19 protein-coding genes and 1 pseudogene are annotated in these 22,860 nt (G+C 45.1%); 10 read left to right on the top strand and 10 right to left on the bottom strand.

The features are described from left to right. Positions 1–227 precede the first annotated feature (227 nt). From C4S60_RS05685 to C4S60_RS05675, 3 genes and pseudogenes are all read left to right on the top strand, one after another. Positions 228–331: pseudogene (locus C4S60_RS05685) on the top strand (IS5/IS1182 family transposase); the annotation flags it as partial. A 564-nt stretch (positions 332–895) separates the two neighbouring features. After that, entirely contained in the window at positions 896–4,069 is a 3,174-nt protein-coding gene (locus tag C4S60_RS05680; RefSeq protein ID WP_103879512.1) for a cellobiose phosphorylase, read from the top strand. A 182-nt stretch (positions 4,070–4,251) separates the two neighbouring features. Continuing rightward, positions 4,252–5,787, top strand: coding sequence for an MFS transporter (locus C4S60_RS05675; RefSeq protein WP_103879370.1), 1,536 nt, complete (start codon positions 4,252–4,254; stop codon positions 5,785–5,787). A 280-nt stretch (positions 5,788–6,067) separates the two neighbouring features. On the opposite strand, the gene C4S60_RS05670 is transcribed toward C4S60_RS05675, so the two are convergent. From C4S60_RS05670 to pyrC, 5 genes are all read right to left on the bottom strand, one after another. Beyond that, complete coding sequence (locus tag C4S60_RS05670) at positions 6,068–7,387, bottom strand: BamA/TamA family outer membrane protein (RefSeq protein ID WP_146060849.1); 1,320 nt, start codon at positions 7,385–7,387, stop codon at positions 6,068–6,070. 196 nt (positions 7,388–7,583) lie between these two features. Beyond that, entirely contained in the window at positions 7,584–8,504 is a 921-nt protein-coding gene (locus tag C4S60_RS05665) for a M14 family metallopeptidase (protein WP_103879369.1), read from the bottom strand. Between the two features lie 145 nt (positions 8,505–8,649). Next, positions 8,650–9,078 carry an acyl-CoA thioesterase gene (locus C4S60_RS05660; protein WP_103879368.1) on the bottom strand — a complete coding sequence of 143 codons (429 nt, stop codon included), beginning with the start codon at positions 9,076–9,078 and terminating at the stop codon, positions 8,650–8,652. A gap of 101 nt (positions 9,079–9,179) precedes the next feature. Continuing rightward, positions 9,180–9,488 carry a cysteine-rich CWC family protein gene (locus C4S60_RS05655; RefSeq protein ID WP_103879510.1) on the bottom strand — a complete coding sequence of 103 codons (309 nt, stop codon included), beginning with the start codon at positions 9,486–9,488 and terminating at the stop codon, positions 9,180–9,182. A 282-nt stretch (positions 9,489–9,770) separates the two neighbouring features. After that, entirely contained in the window at positions 9,771–10,799 is a 1,029-nt protein-coding gene (pyrC, locus tag C4S60_RS05650; protein WP_103879367.1) for a dihydroorotase, read from the bottom strand. Positions 10,800–11,087: 288 nt separating this feature from the next. Here pyrC and C4S60_RS05645 point away from each other — a divergent pair, with 288 nt between their 5' ends. Further along, the gene (locus C4S60_RS05645) at positions 11,088–12,908 is read left to right on the top strand and encodes a hybrid-cluster NAD(P)-dependent oxidoreductase (protein WP_103879366.1); all 1,821 of its coding nucleotides are present in this window, start codon (positions 11,088–11,090) and stop codon (positions 12,906–12,908) included. A 57-nt stretch (positions 12,909–12,965) separates the two neighbouring features. On the opposite strand, the gene C4S60_RS05640 is transcribed toward C4S60_RS05645, so the two are convergent. Beyond that, on the bottom strand, positions 12,966–13,211 hold the full coding sequence (locus C4S60_RS05640; RefSeq protein WP_103879365.1) for an HP1242/YdcH family protein: 246 nt from the start codon (positions 13,209–13,211) through the stop codon (positions 12,966–12,968). Positions 13,212–13,450: 239 nt separating this feature from the next. Further along, positions 13,451–14,281 carry an ammonia-dependent NAD(+) synthetase gene (gene nadE / locus C4S60_RS05635; protein ID WP_103879364.1) on the bottom strand — a complete coding sequence of 277 codons (831 nt, stop codon included), beginning with the start codon at positions 14,279–14,281 and terminating at the stop codon, positions 13,451–13,453. A 118-nt stretch (positions 14,282–14,399) separates the two neighbouring features. On the opposite strand from nadE, the gene C4S60_RS05630 reads away from it, so the two are divergent. Beyond that, on the top strand, positions 14,400–14,912 hold the full coding sequence (locus C4S60_RS05630) for a nicotinate-nicotinamide nucleotide adenylyltransferase (protein ID WP_103879509.1): 513 nt from the start codon (positions 14,400–14,402) through the stop codon (positions 14,910–14,912). A 31-nt stretch (positions 14,913–14,943) separates the two neighbouring features. After that, positions 14,944–15,438: a hypothetical protein gene (locus C4S60_RS05625; RefSeq protein ID WP_103879363.1), complete on the top strand. Its 495-nt coding sequence runs from the start codon at positions 14,944–14,946 to the stop codon at positions 15,436–15,438. Positions 15,439–15,485: 47 nt separating this feature from the next. Here the strand turns inward: C4S60_RS05625 and C4S60_RS05620 are convergent, their stop codons facing one another. Next, a complete protein-coding gene (locus tag C4S60_RS05620) occupies positions 15,486–16,088 on the bottom strand; it encodes an AraC family transcriptional regulator (RefSeq protein WP_103879362.1) in 603 nt (200 codons plus the stop codon). Positions 16,089–16,287: 199 nt separating this feature from the next. On the opposite strand from C4S60_RS05620, the gene C4S60_RS05615 reads away from it, so the two are divergent. From C4S60_RS05615 to C4S60_RS23500, 3 genes are all read left to right on the top strand, one after another. Next, positions 16,288–17,418, top strand: coding sequence for a 1-acyl-sn-glycerol-3-phosphate acyltransferase (locus C4S60_RS05615; protein WP_103879361.1), 1,131 nt, complete (start codon positions 16,288–16,290; stop codon positions 17,416–17,418). Positions 17,419–17,832: 414 nt separating this feature from the next. Further along, on the top strand, positions 17,833–18,582 hold the full coding sequence (locus C4S60_RS05610) for a hypothetical protein (RefSeq protein WP_103879360.1): 750 nt from the start codon (positions 17,833–17,835) through the stop codon (positions 18,580–18,582). A gap of 339 nt (positions 18,583–18,921) precedes the next feature. Continuing rightward, complete coding sequence (locus C4S60_RS23500) at positions 18,922–19,086, top strand: hypothetical protein (protein WP_160111334.1); 165 nt, start codon at positions 18,922–18,924, stop codon at positions 19,084–19,086. A gap of 80 nt (positions 19,087–19,166) precedes the next feature. On the opposite strand, the gene C4S60_RS05605 is transcribed toward C4S60_RS23500, so the two are convergent. Beyond that, positions 19,167–19,583: a DUF6515 family protein gene (locus tag C4S60_RS05605; RefSeq protein WP_103879359.1), complete on the bottom strand. Its 417-nt coding sequence runs from the start codon at positions 19,581–19,583 to the stop codon at positions 19,167–19,169. Between the two features lie 218 nt (positions 19,584–19,801). Beyond that, on the bottom strand, positions 19,802–21,178 hold the full coding sequence (locus C4S60_RS05600; protein ID WP_103879358.1) for an MATE family efflux transporter: 1,377 nt from the start codon (positions 21,176–21,178) through the stop codon (positions 19,802–19,804). 383 nt (positions 21,179–21,561) lie between these two features. On the opposite strand from C4S60_RS05600, the gene urtA reads away from it, so the two are divergent. Further along, positions 21,562–22,851, top strand: a complete 1,290-nt coding sequence (gene urtA, locus C4S60_RS05595) for an urea ABC transporter substrate-binding protein (protein ID WP_103879357.1) — start codon at positions 21,562–21,564, stop codon at positions 22,849–22,851. The last annotated feature ends 9 nt before the right edge of the window (positions 22,852–22,860 follow it).

The raw sequence follows: 22,860 nt of genomic DNA, 5'->3' as shown, positions 1-22,860 counted from the left end.
TAAGCCTCAAAAACACAACGTTATCTCCTTGAAAAAGTGAATCTCATACAGCGTGCTGCGAACGTGATTTACGCGACGTAGTCATTATTTTTCAATTAGCTACGCGCTTTAGGAGATCCTCACTTGCGTGAGGATGACGGCATTCTGGGAAGGGTTAAAATAATGGAAACTAGACTGTTTCTGTCCAATGCATAGCTAGCTGTTGTTGCTAGCTCTACTCCACATAAAACCTGAGAGATAACAATACTCAGGTTGGTGAAACTTACGTCATGATTAAAGCGCTAAACAAACTTACGGGCTTGGTATGCCTGAAACTCAATATATTGCATAAAACTCGAACGAGGCGGTTTTGTTTTCTAAATGAATTAGGCAACAAAGCCATATCTGTCCTGCATATTCAAGCTATCAAGAACTCTTTGTATCCAAAAGCAGAACAGCACAACTTCATGAGGTGCCTTTTTTGATAGGTTTTGTCCATTTCCTATCATTACTCAACATGCCTCATAAGCACTTTAGTTACCTATCGATACTTCGGGTGGGTATATATTCGTTTGCTGAATGGTAATCAATGACACTCTCTAGCAGCTGAGCATCATAAGATTCTGTATCTTATGCTTTTTTGTCATAAAGGAATTTCAGAACACACTTTTGTCTTGCTTTTTCATTTTTTTGTAGACTTGATTCAGGGATTGAGTGTATCTTTGCGCACTCAAAAAAAGAAAGCGCTTTCTTTCTGCGTGCGCAATCACTTTCATCTGGCTGGGACAGGTGACTTTATAAACAATACCTTATTGAAAATGAGTCACTTTATCTTTGAACTATATGAAATATGGCTAACAAGGCACAGATGACGAAACAGATGACGGAACAGTTACAAATAGACAACAGGTTTACTATGGACAGAGAATATTACTTAGAAAATGACGAATTCGTAATCAATAATTATGACTTAAAGAAAACATTCTCATCGTTTTTGCCTGGATTAGCCGGTAAGAAAGGTGTTCCACTATGGGCGTTTTATGTAAACCGGGGACAAGGCTTATGCTCTTTTGGTGTTGAGAATAAAGACAGCCCAATCCTGGAGTTCTCGCCAGCAGTAACCGCTTATCAAAATGTAAGCCGGGTTGGTTTCAGAACCTTTGTCAAACTGGATGGTGACGTCTACGAGTTCTTCGGTCCCGCAAGAACAAAGAGCATCAACAGAAAAATGCACATTAAACGTGGGCAGTTTAAAATAACAGAAGAAAACCGAGACCTTGGGCTCTTTGTTAAGGTTACTTATTTCGGTCTCCCGAATGATAACTTAGCCGCTATCATGCGAAAGGTTGAGGTGACTGACTTATCAGGCAAACCGCGCAGCTTTGAGATGCTTGATGGCATTTCTCAGATCTTACCGTATGGCACGTCAAACGCTACATTTAAAGAGATGTCCAACTTATTGAGAAGTTGGATGGATGTCTTCAATATGGATAACGATGTTCCGTTTTTCAAGATGACATCAACAACCTCAGATAGCGCAGAAGTTGGAACCGTTGATAAAGGCAACTTCTATCTGTCGTTTGCAAACCAGAAACTCGTCAAGCCAATTGTTGATGGTACTTTGATTTTTGGCCATGACACCTCAATGACCAATCCCGTCTCTTTTTCTGAAAAATCAATTAAAGATCTGTACAGCAAACAACAGATCACAGCGAACAAGATTCCTGTCGGATTCTCACCTGTAGAAGTTGAATTATCTGCCAATGAAACATTTACCTTGAGAACCATTATCGGTCACGCTCAAAACGTTGATTTGTTGAACTCTAAAGTCGCTGCCATGGTATCTGACGAATACTTTGATGCAAAAGAAGCAGAATCAGAAGACGTCATTAGTGAGCTGGTGAAAGATGTTGAATGTAAAACATCAAATCCACTGTTTGATGAATACATTAAACAAAATTATCTGGACAATATTCTGCGTGGTGGTTACCCGTTAGTATTTGAAACCGATAACAAAAACCATGTGTACCACATTTTTTCAAGAAAACATGGCGATCTGGAGCGAGACTACAATTTCTTCAATGTGGCTCCGGAATATTTCTCTCAGGGGAACGGCAACTTCCGCGATGTCTGCCAAAACAGACGCGTTGATTCACTGTTTAATCCAAAGATTGGTGATTTTAACGTATTGCTATTTGCATCGTTAATCCAGTTAGATGGGTATAACCCGTTAGGTGTCAATGGCTCAACATTTGAGCTAAATGCAGACACCGACCTGAAAGCACTGGTGAGCGAGAACTTCAACAATAAAAATGACCTAATGGAGAAAGCGCTTTCTTCTAAATTTACCCCAGGTCTTATCATCAACACTATGGCGAATGAAGGCATAACGTCAGACAAAGATGATATGACGTTACTGGCTGATATTCTGCAACATGCCAACCAGAACATCGAAGCTTCATTCGGTGAAGGATTCTGGGTCGATCACTGGACATATATCTTAGATCTGGTTGAGTCTTACCTGGCGATTAACCCGGATACCAAGAAAGAGTTCCTGTTTGATAACCATGACTATAAGTATTACTCATCACCAGTTACGGTTGTGCCTAGGGATGAAAAAACCGTCATTACAAAAGATGGCAAGATCAGACGTTACGGCTCTCTTCTTCATAATGATGATGAAAAAGTCAGCAGACTAAATATGGATGTCGACGGGTCAAACTGGGCTGTTGATACCGCTGGAAATATCATCAAGACAAACCTATTTACCAAGCTATTTACGCTGGCCTTCAATAAGTTTGCCACATTAGACCCCGAAGGCATCGGTATCGAAATGGAATCCGACAAGCCCGGATGGAACGATGCGATGAATGGATTACCCGGGATCTTTGGTTCAGGCGTATCTGAAACCGTTGAACTATTGAGACTAACCCAGTTCCTGAAAGAATCCATCGTGAGCGAAGGCTCGCTGTTGTTGCCAAAGGAGTTTACCTCGTACGTAGACGGCGTAAATTCCGTGCTAGATTCAGGCGCACAAGGGTTTGAATACTGGGATCAGATTGCAACGCTGAGAGAAAATTACAGGCAAACGGTCAGATTTACGGTTGAATCAAATGATGAGAGGGTAAATGCGACCGACCTGATTTCTTTGCTCGACAAAATGATTGCCAAATTGGAACGTGGATTAGAGAAAGCCAAGACTCTGTCCGGCGGAATTGTGCCAACATTCTTATACTATGAAGCCACTAAGCATGAGGCGATCTTAGAAAACGGACAAGCAAAGATTGGCCATTACGGACTACCACTCGCCAGGGTTAACGAATTTAAACTGCACGTATTGCCACGGTTCTTAGAAGCACCGGCAAGATTACTAAAAACTTCAGGTGATATGGCGGCCAACTTAGATTCGTACAACAAAATTAAAGAAACCGAAATCTATGACAAAGAGCTTGGGCAATTTAAAACCAGTGAATGCCTGAATGAAATGAGCTTAGAGATCGGTCGTGCCCGTGCATTTACTAAAGGCTGGCTGGAGCGCGAGTCAAACTTCTTGCACATGAATTATAAGTACTTACTTGGATTGCTGAAATCCGGCATGTACGGCGAATTTTATCAGGAAATAAAGACAAACCTGGTTTGCTTTATGGATCCAAATGTCTACGGCAGAAGTATTCTGGAGAACTCTTCATTTATTGCCCCAACATGTAACCCGGATCCTATGGTTCATGGACAAGGATTTGTTGCTCGCTTGTCTGGTTCAACAGTAGAAATGCTGCATATGTGGACACTTATGATGTTTGGTAATAATCCATTCATTATGAAGAATGGTGAGCTCACACTGAACCTGACACCAGCACTACCGGCTGAATTCTTTGACGAAAACAGTGAAGTGTCATTTAAGTTTATGGGAACGACTCTGGTGACCTATGTGAACCGCGCTCGAGTCAATACCTTTGATAAGTTTGATGTTGAAGAGTATGTACTTACTTTTACCAATGGCGAAAGCAAAGTTCTATCAGAGGTTAAAGGTGAGAATGCTGTTGCATTAAGAGATGGTAAGGTTTCTGAGCTTCAGGTAAACCTAAAATAAAGCAACTATTTAGAACAATCCAAAGTAACTACTTGACCCATCATCTTAGTATTTCGACCACCGCCTGCAACGGTGGTCGTTACTGTTCGTCAATTTTACGGGTCCTGCTAGTAAATTAAGTAATATTTTGAGCCTGTCTAAACTCAAGTGGCTCAATATTGAAGTATTAAAAAGGAAATTTAATGAGTGAAGTTAGGCAATCTGCCGCAACTATCGATGAAATAAAGCAATACGGAACTGCTTCCGAAGATGTAGTCCCAATGATACAGAAAATAGCGTTCGGTATCGGCTCGCTTGCCAATCAGCTGTTTGCAGCTGCGCTGGGTGTATTTATGATCGTACTGGTTATGGGACTGGGTATGGATCCATTTCTGGTCGGTATATTAGGAGCACTACCTCGGGTATTTGACGCAATTACCGATCCGCTAATGGGTTATATTTCCGACAATTCAAGAACTCGCTGGGGGCGTCGCCGTCCGTATATCTTCATCGGTGCAATAATCACCGGTGCCGCATTTATGCTGATGTGGCAAATCTATCCGGAAAATGGTGAAACCTATAATTTCGTTTATTTCCTTATGCTCTCTCTGCTGTTCTATCTCGGTTATACGATTTTTGCAACGCCCCTTGTTGCTCTTGGTTATGAGATGAGTCCGGACTTCCACGAACGTACCCGTATTATGGCGGTATCGCAGTGGATCGGTCAGCTGGCATGGATGATTGCGCCATGGTTCTGGGTCATTATTTATGATCCTAGTCTGTACGAATCAGCGGCAGTCGGCTGCCGCGACTTAGCTATCTGGGTAGGCTTTATCTGTCTCGTTTTCGGTATTATTCCTGCTATCTTCTGTAAAGAGCGTGTGCTGCTTGAACAGGCAGCTGAAAAAGTCTCCTTTGCTTCGCTTGGCTCTATTATGGTCAACTTCTTTAAAGGGATATGGCAAACATTCAAATGTATTCCTTTCGTACAGCTTTGCAGCGCGACTTTCCTTGTTTTTAACGGCTTTCAGACAGTTGCACAGTTCTCGTTCTTCATTATCGTATTCTATGTATTTAATGGCGATCAGGGTGCTTCTGGTACATGGCCTGCGTGGTTCGGTACCGTCAGTTCACTATGCACGTGCCTGCTGGTTATTCCAGCGGTCACCAAGATGTCTCAGAAAATGGATAAAAAGAATGCATTTATCATCGCAACACTTATTTCTATTGTCGGTTACATTTTAAGATGGTGGGCCTTTGAACAAGCGCTTAACGAAGACACACACTGGATGATGTTTATTTCGCTGCCGTTGATGACCTTCGGTATTGGTGGTCTGTTCACTATTATGATGTCAATGACAGCGGATGTTTGTGACTTGGATGAACTCAAGACCGGCGAGCGACGCGAAGGTATATTTGGCGCAGTTTACTGGTGGTTTGTTAAGCTGGGTACCGCAATTGCAATGCTAATGTCTGGCTGGGTGTTGAGTGGTATTGGCTACGGAAGACTGGAAGAGATCCGAAACTCTCTGCAGGCGGGCGAAGCGCTGTTAAATATGCCGGAAGCGGCAGAGATAATTAACCTGATGCGTATGGCTGATATTGTTGTCCCTGTGGTAACGGCACTGCTTGCTATCTGGGTTATGTATCACTATAACTTTACCGAAGAACGTGCGCACTATGTGCGTAAAGAGCTTGAAAAGCGTCGCGGTAAAGTAAAACATGATGGCGAAGTTTGATTTAAGGTAGCTTTACTTGAATAAAAAAAAAGCCGCTGCAGAGCAACTGCAGCGGCTTTTTGCTTTTGAATTCATCTCTTATCGATTATTTTCGTTCTGGCGCGACTTTTGCGAAAATATCAGAGTTTTTAACTATTCTAAATCGCCGCTTCCAATAATAGATAATTAAAGTTAAGGAGCTCAGTTCATTTTCTGCGCTCTAACTTGCCATAAAGCAAAACTAATTATTCAAACAACTGAAGAGATAGCCAGCTCTAATTCTGGCTATCGGCACTCGGAATTAAAATGGATGGTCGACCATGATCCAGAAGTTGGTACTTTCGGGCGACTTGGCGATATCGGCACGCACCACCAATCCAGCCATTAGTGCCCTCACTGAACCACCAGCATCGTACTTCAAATCTGTCAGCAGTTCATTTGCGGTGTAAGCAGCACCTACTCGTCCAACTTCCACAAAACCAACTAACTGTAACCAGTCGACTCTCAGAAAGTCGAGCCAGGACACGTTTTTGAGAGGGTTGTAGGCGAGTGTGTAGCGGTATTCGGCTGACCCGTAAATCACCGCTTTGTCGTGGAATCGATTGTTATCATAGCCACGCATGCGGGTGAAACCGCCCAGTGTAGCGCCTTCATTGTATGGTGGATTTCCGCTGACACTTCGATAGCCGTTTTCATCAGTCGTCACTTCCCAAGTTGGTGACAAACCGGTCCAGAAGTTCAGGGCGACAATACGTTGTGATGCCCAGTCTGATTTGCCCAAAGAGAAGTACTTGCTCATATCGAGCTCATGAAATGACCATTGTTTCTTTGATTCAAACCAGCCCCAGTCGTGCGAGGTTGCCACATACTGACGGCTGCCATAAGAAGGGTTGGGTGCAAAGTCGGTGTTGTCATACAACAGTCCAAATTCCATCGCATGAATCGACCCGTCCAGAGTTCCATCACTAAATTCAAAAGACTGATAACGATTAAACTGACGGGCTACCAGTATGGTTGAACCACTGGTAAACGGGTTCCACTCTTTTCCGCCAGACGGTTCTGAAATAAGTAGACCATTTCTGATCTTATAGTTCACTGAACCGTCATCACGAGTCGCCCCGATAGGAAGCACATACTCCATTTTTATATCAAACCAGTTTGACGCGCCGTCAGCTTCAAAGTACTGCTGATTGGAAGAATCATTACTGCCAGGGAAAGGGACTCCTGGCGGGTAGGACTCGGTGCCCGTGGTATAGGCGCGCTGCTTCGGATAATACCCGAACATGCCATAGGCACTTAGAAAGACGCGCTCTGTACCGGGAATCATATAGTTCCATACACCGCCGGCAACAGCGTAGCTGGTCTCTCCGCCAAATACGGTACCACCAACGGTCATCTGGTCTTGGTGAATCCCTTTGATCATGCCACCCACACCGACATTCAGTCCCATCGTTTCTGTACTGAAAAGATATGGCAATACCATCGATTCTCTGACTTGATCAGGGGTTTCCTGTCGATCGATTTTTGATTTTACAGCGGTAGGTGTTGCGCTTTGCACGGCGGCAGCCGCTAATGAGCAAGATAGGGCGGCGATGACACGCATTTTACGGCAATAGGTCATAAGACGGTGTATTCCTTGTCGAATTTATCATTGTTATATTCATGACTGATAAATAGCCTAACGTTATTTTTTCCCTGAGCAAAGGGTAACTGATTATTTTGACGGATTTTTGAGTGGGAGTTTATTAAATTGAGGTGGTTTTGGCGTGAAAATACAAAACCCGAGCAAGTGCTCGGGTTGATCACTAGAAAAAGCGTTACATTTTAGCTCTTAGGTAATCCAGAGCCCCCACAACGGCAGCCACTTGAGCATCGTTACATTCCTGCTCACTGACTTTCGGGCTATCCGGATAAACTTCGGTCGTGGTTGAGTATTCGCAGTCAGTCATTCCGGTACACAGGCTTAGCTTCTTGAGCGGGTAATTAATGACACCATGTTGAACTACAGGAGAGCCAATGATGTTGCCGTTGTCATCTGCTGGGGCGATGTGGGTAACTTTTTCGACATAACCGATGATTGTTTTTTGAAATTCTTCAGCCGGCTTTTCTGTGTTTCCTACCAGGTAGAAACCGTCTGGTACGTTGTCTTCGATGTATTCCAAACCATCTCGCGCGGCCAGAGCTGGTCTGAATTCGCTTTCGTCACTATCGGTGGTTTCGTGCAAATCGATGTGGGCCCAGATGTTGGTATCAAGAGAAGCAACAAATGCCATTAAGTTGGCTGATTCTTCTGCGGGAGAATCCTGATAGAAAGAGCGATTTGGATCGACTGCGTTTGGGTTCCAGCGGTTGATGGTCTCGTATCCCCAGGGACTTACGCAGGGGACAATGACGATATTGAACTCAGCGCTGTAGTCATTGGCGTTTTCATTAGCAAACTGCAGTGCGCCATGAACGCCTGATGTTTCGTAGCCGTGCACCCCGCCTGTGACCAGAATGGTTGGCTTATTCGCATTCCAGGATTTGGTCTTGATTGCAAACAGGGGGAATCTTTCTTGGTCATACGACAATGCGCCGTATTGAATCACATCGAAGGCGTCTCTGAGCGCATCGATCTTTGGAAGGACATCAGTACTATAGAGTCGTTTTACACTGGTGGATTGTCGCCAAAGTGCGACTTCTTTTTCTGTCCATTTTTGTCCCGGAGTGCCAATAGGGTATTGAAAGCTGTTTTGCATTGTTTCCATTCTCGAGAGTTATTGTGCAGCAAGCATAGCCTTGCCAGAATCAGGAGGCAACGAGGGGGAAGTGAAGATTGTGACAAAATATGAGAGGGTGACAGTATGGCCACCCTGGATACCAGAGGCTTAGCTAAGGCAGTCCTTAGGCGAAACAGGCGCTGTCCATTGCATCAAGCAATTTCTGTGGGATTTGAGCCTTTTGGTTAGAAGCAAAATTGAACATGACAATAGTGGCCGTGCCTGTTGTTGTTACTTTCCCAAGTTTCTTACTGACGATTTGGTATTCCATGGTAAATCGGTCAGTTTGTATATCGGAAATTCGCGATCCAACGAGTAGGGTATCGGGGTAAGTGACAGGCAGTTTGTAGCGGCAATAAGTATCACCAAGAACGGGGCCTATTTTCGTAATGGCCATATCTTCCATTAAGTTGATATGACCGAAGTAGTCGAGACGAGCTGTTTCAAAATAGCGGAAATATACTGCGTTGTTGACATGGTTTAGTGCATCCATTTCTCCCCAAGCGACAGGGATCTCAGTAACGACAGGGAAGCCTTCCAATAGTTGTTCCATTATATGAGTCCTTATGAGTTAGCATAATTACTCTATTTGGAATTTAACAATAACGCAACAACGGCACGTCAGAAATGTGTACCCAGTTTAGGGAGTGGGTTCTATTCGACCGGCAGTGCGGCAAGGCATTTTCGGCAGAGGCAGCCTGTGGTCTCATCCAAAGAAGACGTATCCCGTTTTTCAAGCTCGAAGCACCAGCAAGTATCTTTACCTGCCGATATATCACAAAAAGCGGACTCACCACAGTTTGGGCAACGATGAGTGGACAGAGTGCCTGTCAGTTGCTCCATTTTGCTTGCGCGCTTGTCTTCATCCATTTGTCGCCACTCGGCAAGTTCATCCATTGTACGATGGCAGCCAGAGCATATTCCTCCGTCATTCTTGCACGCAGCCCGGCACGGTGTAGCGATAGTCGTCTGTTTTGTCATAGTCGTTTAATCAATAGGTTGCACACCCTGGCAATGGGTGTTCGCATTTGCTTTTACTGTGTGAATACTTTGTTTTATCACCGATTCTGGTGCGATTGCAAAGCACAAGTATGAAACAAATGGTGTTTCTTCAGATTTTATTACTGCCCGTTGCAGTGTATTTGTTGCTCAATATCTGAGTTGACTTGCGTGCTAACGGCAGGTAGTAAAAAGGCTCTTACTGAAAATTCAGTTAAGAGCCTTCAATTCGATGAAATGGTGTGATTATTTCACTTTCCAGCTTACTGTTTCGCCACCACGAATCGGCACTACGATATCACTACCAAATGGCATTGTTTCAGGCACATTCCATTCTGCTTTTTCTAGCGTGATGGTGTCCGTGTTACGAGGTACTCCGTAGAAGTCCGGACCATTGTGGCTTGCAAAAGCCTCTAGGTTTTCCAGCTTGCCTTCTTGTTCAAATACTTCTGCATAGAGCTCAACAGCAGCGTGTGCAGTGTAAGAACCAGCACAACCACAAGCCGCTTCTTTTTTGCCTTTTGCGTGTGGTGCAGAGTCGGTGCCCAGGAAGAATTTCTTGCTACCACTTGTCGCCGCTTCAATCAGCGCTTGCTGGTGGGTGCCGCGCTTAAGAATTGGCAGGCAATAGAAGTGAGGTTTAATGCCGCCAACCAACATGTGGTTTCGGTTATAAAGCAGGTGGTGTGCTGTAATGGTCGCAGCGACATTGTCGTTGGCTTTTTTTACAAACTCGGCTGCGTCCGCCGTAGTGATGTGCTCCAGAACGATTTTCAGATTTGGGAAATCATTCACGATTGGTGCAAGGACCGTGTCCAGAAACTCTTTTTCACGGTCGAATATATCTACATCGTGTGTGGTCACTTCGCCATGAACAAGTAACAACATCCCCACTTCTTCCATGGCTTCTAGCACTGGATAAATGTTCTTTGCCGATGTAACACCTGAGTCAGAGTTGGTGGTTGCACCTGCAGGGTAAAGCTTCGCTGCAACGACCGCACCTGAAGCCTTCGCTTTGCGAATTTCGTCAGGAGTTGTGTTATCTGTCAGGTACAGCGCCATGAGTGGCTCAAACTGCTCTGAGGGTTTCTCTGCCATGATGCGCGCTTTGTAGGCAAGCGCCATTTCGGTGTCGGTGACTGGTGGGATGGTGTTTGGCATGATGAGTGCGCGGCCATTGTAGCGGCTGATGTCACGAACGGTATCTTTAAGAACTTCGCCATCGCGAAGGTGAACGTGCCAGTCGTCAGGACGAGTAATAGTCAATGTAGTCATTTGGGCTCCCACCAAGTTAGATTCATCTTGAAACGGAGCCTAAACGGTAGCGAAAAGTGTGAATGCAATCGCTTACGCTTAGGCGACAGGATGATAGAGGAATTCGACCCAGATTTCACTATGTTTCTCGGTTAATCTGTTTCTTAGACTCACTTTCACCCAACGATGGTCTTGATTAACGTGCTGAATTCGGGAAAAAAAGGCGTTAATATGTAGCGCGATAAAGATCATCACACTCAGATACCCGGATCTCGCGGCCATCTGAAATAACAACAAAAGGGCGCAGTTGTGACAGATTCTACTCAGCTTTCTCAGATTCATATCTATCCGGCCAAATCCGTGGGCGGTATATCTCTTTCATCGTCTTGGGTTGAAAAACAAGGCCTCAGTTTTGACCGCCGTTTTATGGTTGCGCTCGCGGATGGTGCAATGGTGACAGCACGCAAATTCCCCAATATGGTTCAGGTTAAGTCTAGCTTATTGCCAACGGGCGTGGTGTTTACCTATCCGGGAAAAGTCCCTCTTAAGCTTGACTATTCTACCTTTAAAATGCAGTCCACACCGGCCACTGTCTGGGCTGACAACTTTCCCGCGTACACCACCACGGATGAGGCTGACGATTGGTTCAGTGAGGTGATTGGGCAGAGAGTTGAGTTGCTTTATACGGGAGAGCAATCTCATCGGGTGAGAGAAAAGCTAGGACACAATGTAAGCTTCGCCGACGGTTACCCGTTACTGATCATCAGTTCGGGTTCCTTAGCTGAACTGAATCGTAGAAGCAGTGAGACGCATTCTATGGAACAGTTCAGAACCAACCTGGTGGTGGAGTCGACGGAACCTTTCATCGAAGATTCCTGGAAGCGCATAAAAATTGGCGATGTTGAATTTGAAGCGGTCAAACCTTGTGAGCGATGCATTTTAACTACGGTAGACGTGGAAAAAGGCGCATTTCGTGCCAGCAAAGAGCCTCTTACTACCTTCTCACGATTCAGAGCCAATGAGCGCGGTGGCGTATTCTTTGGTCAAAATCTTGTGGCCAAGAATGAAGGTATGATTCGCACCGGTGATGTGGTTCACGTGCTTGAGTACAAAGATAAAGAGTTTTATCTGGATCTTGATGAGAATAAACAGGAGCTTGTCTGTGTTGAAAGAGAACAGGTTGCTCGCAATTTCGTAACGTTTTGGCTAGAGCCACAGAAAGGCACTCTGCCAGACTATAAAGCAGGTCAGCATCTGCCTATTGAATTGAATATCGACGGAAAAACAGTAAAGAGACTGTATACGCTATCTTCAAGCCCACGTCGTCCGGGACGTCTGGCGATTTCGGTGAAACGAGTGGATGGCGGTGAGGTGTCTAACTGGCTGATTGAACAGTTTCAATTGGGAGACATTTTGGTGGCTGATAAGCCGGAGGGCACGTTTCATATCGGCAACAGTGAACATCAGCCCTTACTGCTTTTATCAGCAGGCAGTGGTGTAACGCCTATGATGTCGATGCTTCGCGATTTATCGGACAGAGATGAGGTTCGCGATGTGGTGTTTTATCATCAGTGCTCAACGGACGACGATATTCCATTTGCCAGCGAGTTAAGATCGCTTGAAGCGCAACATAATGGGCTAAAAGTGATGTTGTCACTAACACAGCCGGCTAATGACTGGCTGGGGCTGAAAGGACGGTTTAGTCTTTCTCACCTGAAAAAGATCCCTGATCTGACTCAACGCCAGGTATTTGTTTGTGGCCCGGATGGATTCATGCAAAAGGCCAAGAACCTAATGCTAAAAAAGGGACTACCCGAAGATCATTATCATCAAGAAGCGTTTGGTGTAGCGAGCACTGTTGACCAAGTGGTCAAAGCGGTACAGATCAGTATCGATGGCAATGCTTTTGAAGGGGATAACCAAAAAACACTGCTTGAGCAGGCAGAAGAAGCTGGTGTCGCAATAGCGAATAGCTGCAGAGCTGGCTTCTGTGGTGCCTGTAAGGTGACGGTTGAATCGGGCTTAGTGCATCAGCCTGATGTACCGGCAATTCAGGATAGCGAGCGAGCAGAGGGTAAGGTATTGGCTTGTTGTGCCGTGCCTCAGACGGATGTGGATATTGTCAGTTAAGACGAATAGAGGTTTTGGGTGCCAGTGTCCAGCTGGCACCGACTTTTATTTACACGCTTATTTAGAAGCACTCACTATACGTTGATGCAAGGAGTCCTTGAGGACTGCTCGATTATGCTTGAGCTGATGCATTTCAGTATCTTCGATGGGGGAACCATTGAGTTCCAACACACGAATTTCTTTATCCAGAGCATTATAATCCTTAGTGTCATCCGCAAAGCTCTGATCGCTCGCGGAGAGGGCTCGAATTGTGTCTTGATGTTCTGGAAATTCCTTTAGAAGAGAGTGATCTTCGCCTAACATAGCAACCCCTTTTATCGGTGAACAATAGTTTTAGCTTGGGTATGCGCACGGGCGATGAGGGTGCCAGACCTCCGAAAATCGGTGTCATTGGCACTGATGATCACCAGTGCTGATATAACAATGGCACAAGTTTTGTGTGATTAAAAGTTGAGCAGTGGCAAGATCTGATTTCAGAGAGGTAAATCACAGGGTAGAAAAAAGCCAGCAAAAAAATGCTGGCTTTAAGAGGGGGATCAACTCTAGTCGTAAATCGTTGGAATCGGTTCACGTTTGTGTTGAGTCGCTTTATAAATAGCAACCAGACGATCACTGACTTCTTGAGGCACAGGTTTGCCCTCGAGAAAATCATCGATTTGATCGTAGGTAAGGTTGAGTGCGTCTTCGTCTGCTTTTTGCGGTGCCAATTCTTCAAGGTCAGCAGTGGGGGTTTTTCTGACGAGCAGTTCTGGTGCGCCCAGAGTTGCAGCGACTTCACGAACCTGACGCTTACTCAGTCCAAACAACGGAGCAAGGTCGCAGGCGCCATCACCAAACTTGGTGTAGAAGCCAGTGATATTTTCAGCTGAGTGGTCGGTTCCCAGAACCAGTCCACCTACATAACCAGCGATCTCATATTGAGCGACCATACGAGCGCGAGCTTTTACGTTGCCTTTGACAAAGTCGACCTTAGCGCTGTCTTCGGGAAGCAAACCTGAACCTTCAAGTGCGATGTGTGACGCCGCGTGCAGACCGTCAACGCCTGCTTTAATGTTTACTGAAACGGACTGTGTCGGTTTAATGAATGATAGGGCTAGTTGGGCTTCATCTTCGTCTTTCTGTTCGCCATAAGGCAAACGAACAGCGATAAACTGATAACTGTTGGAGGCTGTTTCTTCGTTCAGTGCGTCAACAGCAAGTTGTGCAAGTCGGCCACAGGTTGTCGAGTCCACACCACCACTAATTCCTAGAACGATGGACTTGCAGCCAGACTGCTGCAATTTCGCTTTAATAAAAGCAACACGACGTTCAATCTCAAATTGTGGGTCAATAGACGGAAGCACACGCATCTCGTCTCGAATAAGTTGTTCCATGTGGGATCCCTTTTCCTGCAAGCAAATAATAATTTCTCGTATGATACCTACGAAAATCCCTGAAAAAAAGTTACAGTTAGGGTCAATCTATGCAAAGAGACGATTTATTGAGATACATATGACAAAAATAGCGATATTTGGAAGCGCTTTTAACCCGCCGACCCTCGGCCATAAGAGCGTTATTCAATCTCTTAATCATTTTGACAAAGTGCTATTAGTTCCTAGTATCTCTCATGCATGGGGTAAAAGCATGTTGGACTATAGTGTTCGTTGTCAATTAGTGGACATGTTTATTGATGATATTGGACAGAGCAACGTAGAGCGCTCCAATATTGAAGAACAGCTCCATCAGCCAGGGCAGTCGGTCACCACCTTCGCGGTATTGGAAGCGCTTGAAAACGAATATCCGGATGCCGAACTGACCTTTGTTTTGGGCCCCGATAACTTTTTTAGTTTTAGTAAATTCTATAAAGCTCAGGAAATAGTAGAACGTTGGTCTATTCTTGCGTGTCCAGAAAAGGTGAAAGTACGCTCGACTACGATACGTTACAGTTTATCTCAAGGTTTGAATGTAGATCACTTAACGACATTAAGTGTTGCTAAACATTTGGTCGCCCATAAGCTATATTGACAGGGTACATAAAAAGGATAAAAAACTAAAAATGAAAGCAAAATGGAGTTGTCTTGCTTTAATAGTGGTGGTCACTAGCCCTCTCACATATGCATTCTGTGAGAGTGAATCGAACAAATCTGTTGTTTTAAAAGCAACGGAAGATGAGTCGTTTTGCTCAATAATCACTAAGCCTATCAACTATATCAGTAATCAGGTGGTCACATTAGGTGGACTCATCGAGCAAAAAGATCCTATCAGTTCGCTACAGGATTCTTATTGGGATGAGTGGCTGTTGAACCAAGAATCCGAACCTTTACTCACGGGTAACATCGAGAAAAGTTATGTGGGTATTGGTCTTTGGGTTCCTGATGAAATTGCTCGTCACAAAGACGAAATGTCGATGCAAGAGTGGTTGATGGCGCAAGGTCTACACTTGGGTGTTGGCTTTGGCGAAAAAGGCAAAGAGCCCCGTTTACGTCTCGACTATCGCTGGCACCAAGATCATCAGGGTGACATGATGATGCAAGTGGAAGTACCTTTCTAGCGGTCAGGATGAGTTTAAAAAAAGGGTGAGCGCAGGCTCGCCCTTTTTTACATGGTCTCTCCGAGCAGGCTAAGTGACAGTTGTTGCAACTGTTTGATGTCGCCCGCGAACAGTCTGTCACAAATTACGTCTGTACTGGCACCTGATAACTTGAGCTTTCTGGCCTCACGGAGCCTGAGAACCAGTGCAAGTTCGCCAGTCATGGCAGTAGAGTGAGGTGTCCACTGGGAGATCAGTAAACTCTCCTGATCCTGTTTAAGCTTAGGTCTAAAAGAAACGGCATCCTGACGAAGAACCCGCAGTAGTTCTTTTTCATACGTCTTGTTATCATTGCTTAGCAATCTGTCCAAGATGGCCGTTGCAAGAGGGGATAACAACACGCTACCAGCCTGAAATGGGAAGTTATCGTGAAGGCGAACGGAAAACTTGATGGTGGTCAGTACACTACCAGGCAATACCGTTAAGCTGGATAAACAATCAAATGGCAGCCAGAATGTGTCGCCAGCATTGTAGACATATTCATTCTTCCCAAGCTTGAGCAGCAGTTTCCCGCTTTCGACTCTGAACAACTGATTGTGCAGTGTTTTCTTTCGGGGTGTGATGGTCAGCAGTTGATAACGGGTGGACTGGAAGTCAATTGCGTGATTCATGATGTTCTTCGCTGGTTAAACTGCGCGTAGAGTACCCTGAGTTCGGTGCAATGCCAACCCAAGATCATACTTTTATGTCTTGGGTAATGAACAACCACACTAAACTGTGGTCTGACCTTAACAAAAATGACGGTAAGTTAGCTGCGGTCTTCATTGTCTACGCGTAGAATAGTGCAGCTTTTAATTTGATGTAACAAACATGACAATACAAAACGACCCTTATATTGATATTCGTCCATACAACGACGAAGAGATTCCTGCAGCAATCGATCGATTAATCAATGATGCAGAGTTTATCGATGCAATTTTGCAGCATCGCTTTTCTAACCATGCCCCTTGGTTCAAGTCTCTGATGAGTCCTATCGTCAAAGTGTATCTGAAATTCAAATGGGCTAAATTGGACAGTGTTGAAGCGATACAGCTTGAAGTAAAAAAATACCTTGAACAGACACTTGATGTCACGACCAAAGGTGTGGTGTACAAAGGTCTGGATAAGTTAGATAAGAATACCTCCTATCTTTTTGTCTCTAACCATCGAGACATCGCCATGGACCCTGCGCTTGTGAATTATGGTTTACATCAGAATAATCACAGAACTGTGCGCATTGCTATTGGCGATAACTTGCTGAAAAAGCCATGTGCGACAGAATTGATGCGTCTGAACAAAAGCTTTATCGTGAAACGTTCGCTTAAAGGGCCACGTGAAATGATGAAAGCGCTGGGCACGCTGTCGTCTTATATTAAGCACTCTTTGGACACGGGTAACTCTATCTGGATCGCGCAAAAAGAGGGAAGAGCTAAAGATGGTAACGACTTCACCGATCCAGCCATTCTGAAAATGTTCCACGTTGAGGGACGCAAACAGAAGGTACCGTTTGCTGAGTACATTCGTTCACTGAAGATCGTTCCGGTTTCTATTGCTTACGAGAATGATCCGTGCGATATCGCAAAGGCGAAAGAGTTGTACGAGAAGGCGACCCACGGCAATTATCAGAAAGGTGAATTTGAGGACATCGAGAGTATCGTTCAGGGCATCGTTGGCCGTAAAGACAGTGTTCATGTTGTCTTTGGCGATGTGATCGACCAGGACTTTGACACCCCAGAGGCACTTGCCGAGGAGATCGACCGTCAAATCCACGAGAATTATACTCTGTTTCCTATTAACAAACTGGCTGCGGGGCTGGAGGATGAGTTTATCACCTCTTCTACCCAAGCGACCCTGCAGGAGAAGCTGGACGCGTTGCCGCAAGATGCTCATCAATATCTGATTGACGGTTATGCGAACCCGGTAAAAAATGTTATTAAGGAACGAGAAAAACTCAGTGCCTAACCTCCGAAAAGCCGCTTTATCAAGCGGCTTTTTTTTGTTCGCCGTCTGTCAATGAGTAAATCAGAGTCAGGGCTGAAATTGTTCGGGAACAGATCGCAAAAAGCAATCTGTTCCCAAACCCAAAGCCGCTGGTACCCCTACCAGTATCTCTGGCATCTATAGTTACAGTCAAAGATAGTGCGGCTTTTGCAAGCCCTCCTGTCGGTGAAATGTTGGCGTATCTAAGAGGTAGGTTGACACCTGCTTGCAAAATCCACAGTCATCACACTACCAAGGGTCAGGACATTTTCAATAGAGTAATTTTTCGGACTTTCCACTTTTTGTGAGGTGAGCCTTTTGCTCATCGAATGAAAACATAATAAAGCTCGCTGTTTGTCTATACTCAATGACAATGTTGAGCAGCCTGGAGCCAGAATGACCTATCCTAATGCAACACCTCACGGCACCCTAAACCAAGTCATGGATGATATCTTTATGGTGACGGGTTGCGTCGCCCTCAAGGCGCCCCATCCGAAGTGGGGACCGCTGAGTTTGGTTTTTAGCCGAAATATGTACGTGGTTAAGCAAGGCGATGAACTGTCGTTGATCAACTCTGTGCGTCTTAATGACAAAGGTCTGGCTGAGCTCGATCAATTGGGCAAAGTGAAGCATATTATCCGACTTGCTGCCTTTCATGGTATGGATGACCCTTTTTATCGTGAGACGTTTGGTGCGACTTTATGGTCAGTGGATGCTCCATATGTTCGTGGTTTTGCGACCGAAAATAGTGATGAGTACTACAGGGCAGACAAGGTGTTACATGCCGGCGGTGAACTGCCTATCAGCGATGCATCTTATTATGAGTTTTCGACCAGTACGCCCAAGGAAGGGTTAATTTTGCTAGAGAAAGAGTCCGGTATTATGATTTCCGGAGACAGCATGCAGAATTGGGCCACGCCGGATCAGTATTTCAACTGGTTCGCCAGATTAATGATGCCCAGAATGGGCTTCATCGCCCCGACTAATTTTGGTCCGGGGTGGCTGAAAATGGCAAAGCCTGATGCACAGGAGCTAGTCGACAAAGCCTCATTAAAGTACGATGCCTTGCTTCCAGCTCATGGCACTCCTGTCTTTCAGGGAGCTCGGGAAGGGTTTATTGCCTCTGCTTATGCAGTCAAGAGTTAGACCGATTCTGTCGCAGCTCGCTTTTTACCAATATAAACGATGCGTTACATGCACAGGGTGCACAGGGTGTAGTCAGCTCAATTGGGCTATGCGGCTTATTAAGCAGAGCCCTATCGATGGAATATGGTCAATACGGCAGTAAGAAGCGCCAGTTTGTCTCTACACTGATCAGGCGGTTTTAAACACGTCAAGAATACAGACAAACGGATAGATTAGATTTACTAATCGAGCCAATATAAAATTATTTGTAGTTAAATTACTGAAAGTGTTTGACCTGTGTCACATTTTGAGTAGAATTTGCGCTGTCTTTTGAAATGTTATTACATGAGGTAGCGCACAATGAACTCAGCACTTCTATCAACATTGGACACTGAGAAAGCAACAGAAGTAGAACAAGCATCAAAGTCTTCCACCTCTACTCTTGCTGAAATCGCGACGATCATCACAATGTATCTTGCGACGTCAGCCGTTGTTTTGTTACTGAGCCTGACTTGGGTGATGTAACCAGCCTTTCAAGGAATTTGAAATCAGCGATACTCTCTATTGCAGCACAGGTGAGTATCGCCTAGAAACCTCTATGAAGCCTATGGCTCCACCACCACATATTTCCCATTCCCAATAGACAGGAACCAGTTTCCTCTAGAGACAAAGTACTGTTGACCGCGTTTATTCACTGCAGTGGCACCTTCAGGTAGTCTTTTGACGATCTTTCCAGGTTGATACCGCCCTTTGGGTGGCTTCTCTACGATCACATAACGCCCTTTATCTTTCTTGTAGTAATGCCCATCAATGAGAGCGTAGGTGACACCCGCAATCGCCAGCATGATCGCGGTATCAGGAAGCCGGTGATGATCATAATGATGGACGACGTGGACTTCTTTCTTATGGTGCTTGTGTTCCTTCCACGGTTTCCCGATGAATTTATGCCATGGATCTGCATATGCCATAGAAGAGGAAATACAGAGCAGTAGCAGAGTAAGTGATTTGCTAAGGTTGTTCATTGTTGGCCTGTGGTAAACATGACTGGCGTCATTTTCACTGAAATCCGAACGTAGAAGTTAGTGCCCGGTCAGAGTCAAGTAGGGTTTTGATTGGCCGTCAATGAGTAGTTTCCATTGATGGGAGGTGTGAATATGAGGTCGCAAAATCGGTCCGTTGTTTGCGAATAGTGCTGAGACTGGCTGATTTCCTGCGGCTGAGAGCACATTTGCTATGGAAGTTAAACGGTTGTGCTTTCTTTACTCTCCGTTAAGTTATTGATCCATTTATCGCTGAATACCCGCCAACACGCCGGAACTACTTTGATGATCTCTTCTGATACCATCATCAATAGTACAACAGGAAAAGACCAGTTGAACACAATAGCGCCCAGGGCGGTAATGGGGATTGCCCACACCCACTGACAAACGAAATCCATGTTCATACAGAACTTACTATCTCCACCACTACGAAGCACACCAACAATCAGGGTAATGTTGATAGTTCGCATCAATATACTGAGCGCTACGACGGGAAAACTGACAATCATCAGATCGATGACCTCCTGAGAGAGTGCCCCATAAAATTTTAGGATGGTGGTCTGTAAGATTAGTAATATCCCGCCGAGGGAAGCTCCTAAAATAACCGATGATTTTAATGCCCACCTAGCATACGTAGAGCTCAGAGAGAACTGGCTGGCACCCAGGCTGTTACCAACCATGATACCAGCAGCACTGGAAAGACCGTGAGCCACGGATAACCCTATAGATTCAAGAGGCGTGATGACAGCCATGGTTGCCAACTCGGTAACGCCCATACGACCCAGAATCAGGTGAAATGTGAAGATGCCAGCGCACCAAATAAACGTGCCAACCACTATAGGGTAGGTGATGGTAAAGAATTTACTAAGTACAGTTCGTTCAAACGCATTCACCACATTGAGCCATCGTAAAGCCAATACCGGGAATTTGAGGTAGATGATGGCAATGACAGCCACTAGACGAACAAAGCGCGCTATGACACTGCCAATGCCAGCGCCGACCAATCCAAGTGCAGGTGCGCCAAAATGCCCGAAAATAAGGATGTAGTTCAGTGTGACATTAAGGCTTATTTCCATGATGGACAGATAAAGGTTAATACGGGTTTGACCAATGGATCTCAGAGCCGTATCTGCCGCAATACCAAATCCAGAAAACAACATTGCAATACCCAATAACTGAACATAACTGGTGGACAGTGCCAGTACTTCGGCGTTGGGATTAAACAGACCGGGTAAAAGCTCGGGTGTGAAGAAGCAGATGGCAAAGGCAATAAAGGCAAACAGTTGGGTCACTGAGGTGCCGAGCGCCAGATTTTTTTTCAACCCGGTTTCGTCTTGTGCTCCCCAATATTGAGCGAGCAAAATACCCATCCCTGAGCTTAGTCCCCAAACAAAGACAATAGATACCCAGAAAATACGGGCACCAATGCCAGCCGCGGCGACTTCTTGAGTACCTAACTGACTGATCATCAGGCTATCGACGAATCCGAGACTGCTCATTAATAAACTTTGAAGCGCAATAGGAATGCCTAGCGCGAGTACACGTCTGATAAAGTCACTAAATCTTTGTTCTGGCATTAAATTGTTCCTCTCTGCTCATATTTTAAGCTAAAGAGTTCGTGCCAAATATGCAATTAATTACTTTATGGGAAATAAGATCTGAGTCGCAGATTCGAAGCGATTTCCGCTCCCAAATAGCCGGAACGTCAGAAACCAAATCGAATATGTCTGAGTGAATACTCAGATATTGCGAGGCGACTCTCCAATATGGTGAAACCGAACTATCATTTGCACCATGATGCAGCGCACCATGTTGGTTATAGAGTGTTGTGTTGGTGCAAGCTTTATAGCAAGCCTTTGTTTATTAGTGAGTTAGTTAGGTTCTTCCTTTGCAAAGAGAGTTGGCACTCTTCTTGAAGCATAAAGATTGAATAACTATTCATAATAAGGAGATATCCAACATGAACACGATGTTCAAAGTAAAGCTTGCTGCAATGGGGGCTTCTCTGGCCTTTGCTTCGGGAATCGCGATGGCAGAAGAAGATACAATTAAAGTGGGTGTATTGCATTCACTCTCCGGCACGATGGCTATCAGTGAAACTACACTAAAAGATACCATTCTGATGTTGGTGGACGAGCAAAACAAAAAAGGTGGATTGTTAGGTAAAAAGTTGGAGGCGGTCGTGGTAGACCCGGCATCCAACTGGCCACTTTTTGCTGAAAAAGCGCGTGAACTTATTGAGAAAGAAAAAGTGGATGTAGTTTTTGGAGGATGGACGTCAGTATCGCGTAAGTCCATGCTTCCAGTCTTTGAAGAACTGAACAGTATTCTTTTCTATCCGGTTCAGTATGAAGGTGAAGAGTCATCGAAAAATGTCTTCTATACGGGTGCAGCGCCAAACCAGCAAGCGGTTCCTGCTGTTGATTATCTCATGAACGAATTGGATGTAGAGCGCTGGGTTCTGGCAGGAACAGACTACGTCTACCCTCGTACAACCAATAAGATCCTCGAAGCGTACCTGAAAGATAAAGGCGTGAGCGAAGCCGATATCATGATCAGCTATACGCCGTTTGGTCACTCTGACTGGCAGTCCATCGTCTCTGATATTAAAAAGTTTGGTTCTGAAGGCAAAAAAACCGCAGTAGTGTCGACTATTAATGGTGACGCGAACGTGCCTTTTTATAAAGAGTTAGGTGCTCAAGGTGTGTCATCTGAAGATATTCCAGTGGTGGCATTCTCAGTCGGTGAAGAAGAGCTATCCGGTATGGATACCTCTCCATTAGTGGGCCACCTAGCAGCGTGGAACTACTTTATGAGTGTTGATACCGAAGCGAATGAAGAGTTCGTTGAAACGTGGCAGAAGTTTATCGCCAGTGACAAACGTGTAACAAATGACCCAATGGAAGCACACTACATTGGCTTTAACATGTGGACTCAGGCCGTTACTAACGCTGGTACTACGGACGCTGAAAAAGTTCAGGATGCGTTAATTGGTGTCTCTGTGCCAAACCTTTCGGGTGGCTATTCAACCATGTTGCCAAACCACCACATTACCAAACCTGTGCTCATCGGCGAAATCCAGGATGATGGTCAGTTTGATGTTGTTTGGGAAACGACAGGACTAGTGGCGGGTGATGCATGGTCTAACTATCTGCCGGAGTCAGCGAAATTGTACTCTAGCTGGTCGAAGCCTTTCTCTTGTGGTGCGTTTAACGTCGAAACAGGTAAATGTGCCGGTAGCTCAAACTAATCTTCCTTC

The organism is Vibrio hangzhouensis, assembly GCF_900107935.1.
GTDB classification, from domain to species: domain Bacteria; phylum Pseudomonadota; class Gammaproteobacteria; order Enterobacterales; family Vibrionaceae; genus Vibrio; species Vibrio hangzhouensis.
This window is presented reverse-complemented; position numbering and strand designations above follow the sequence as displayed.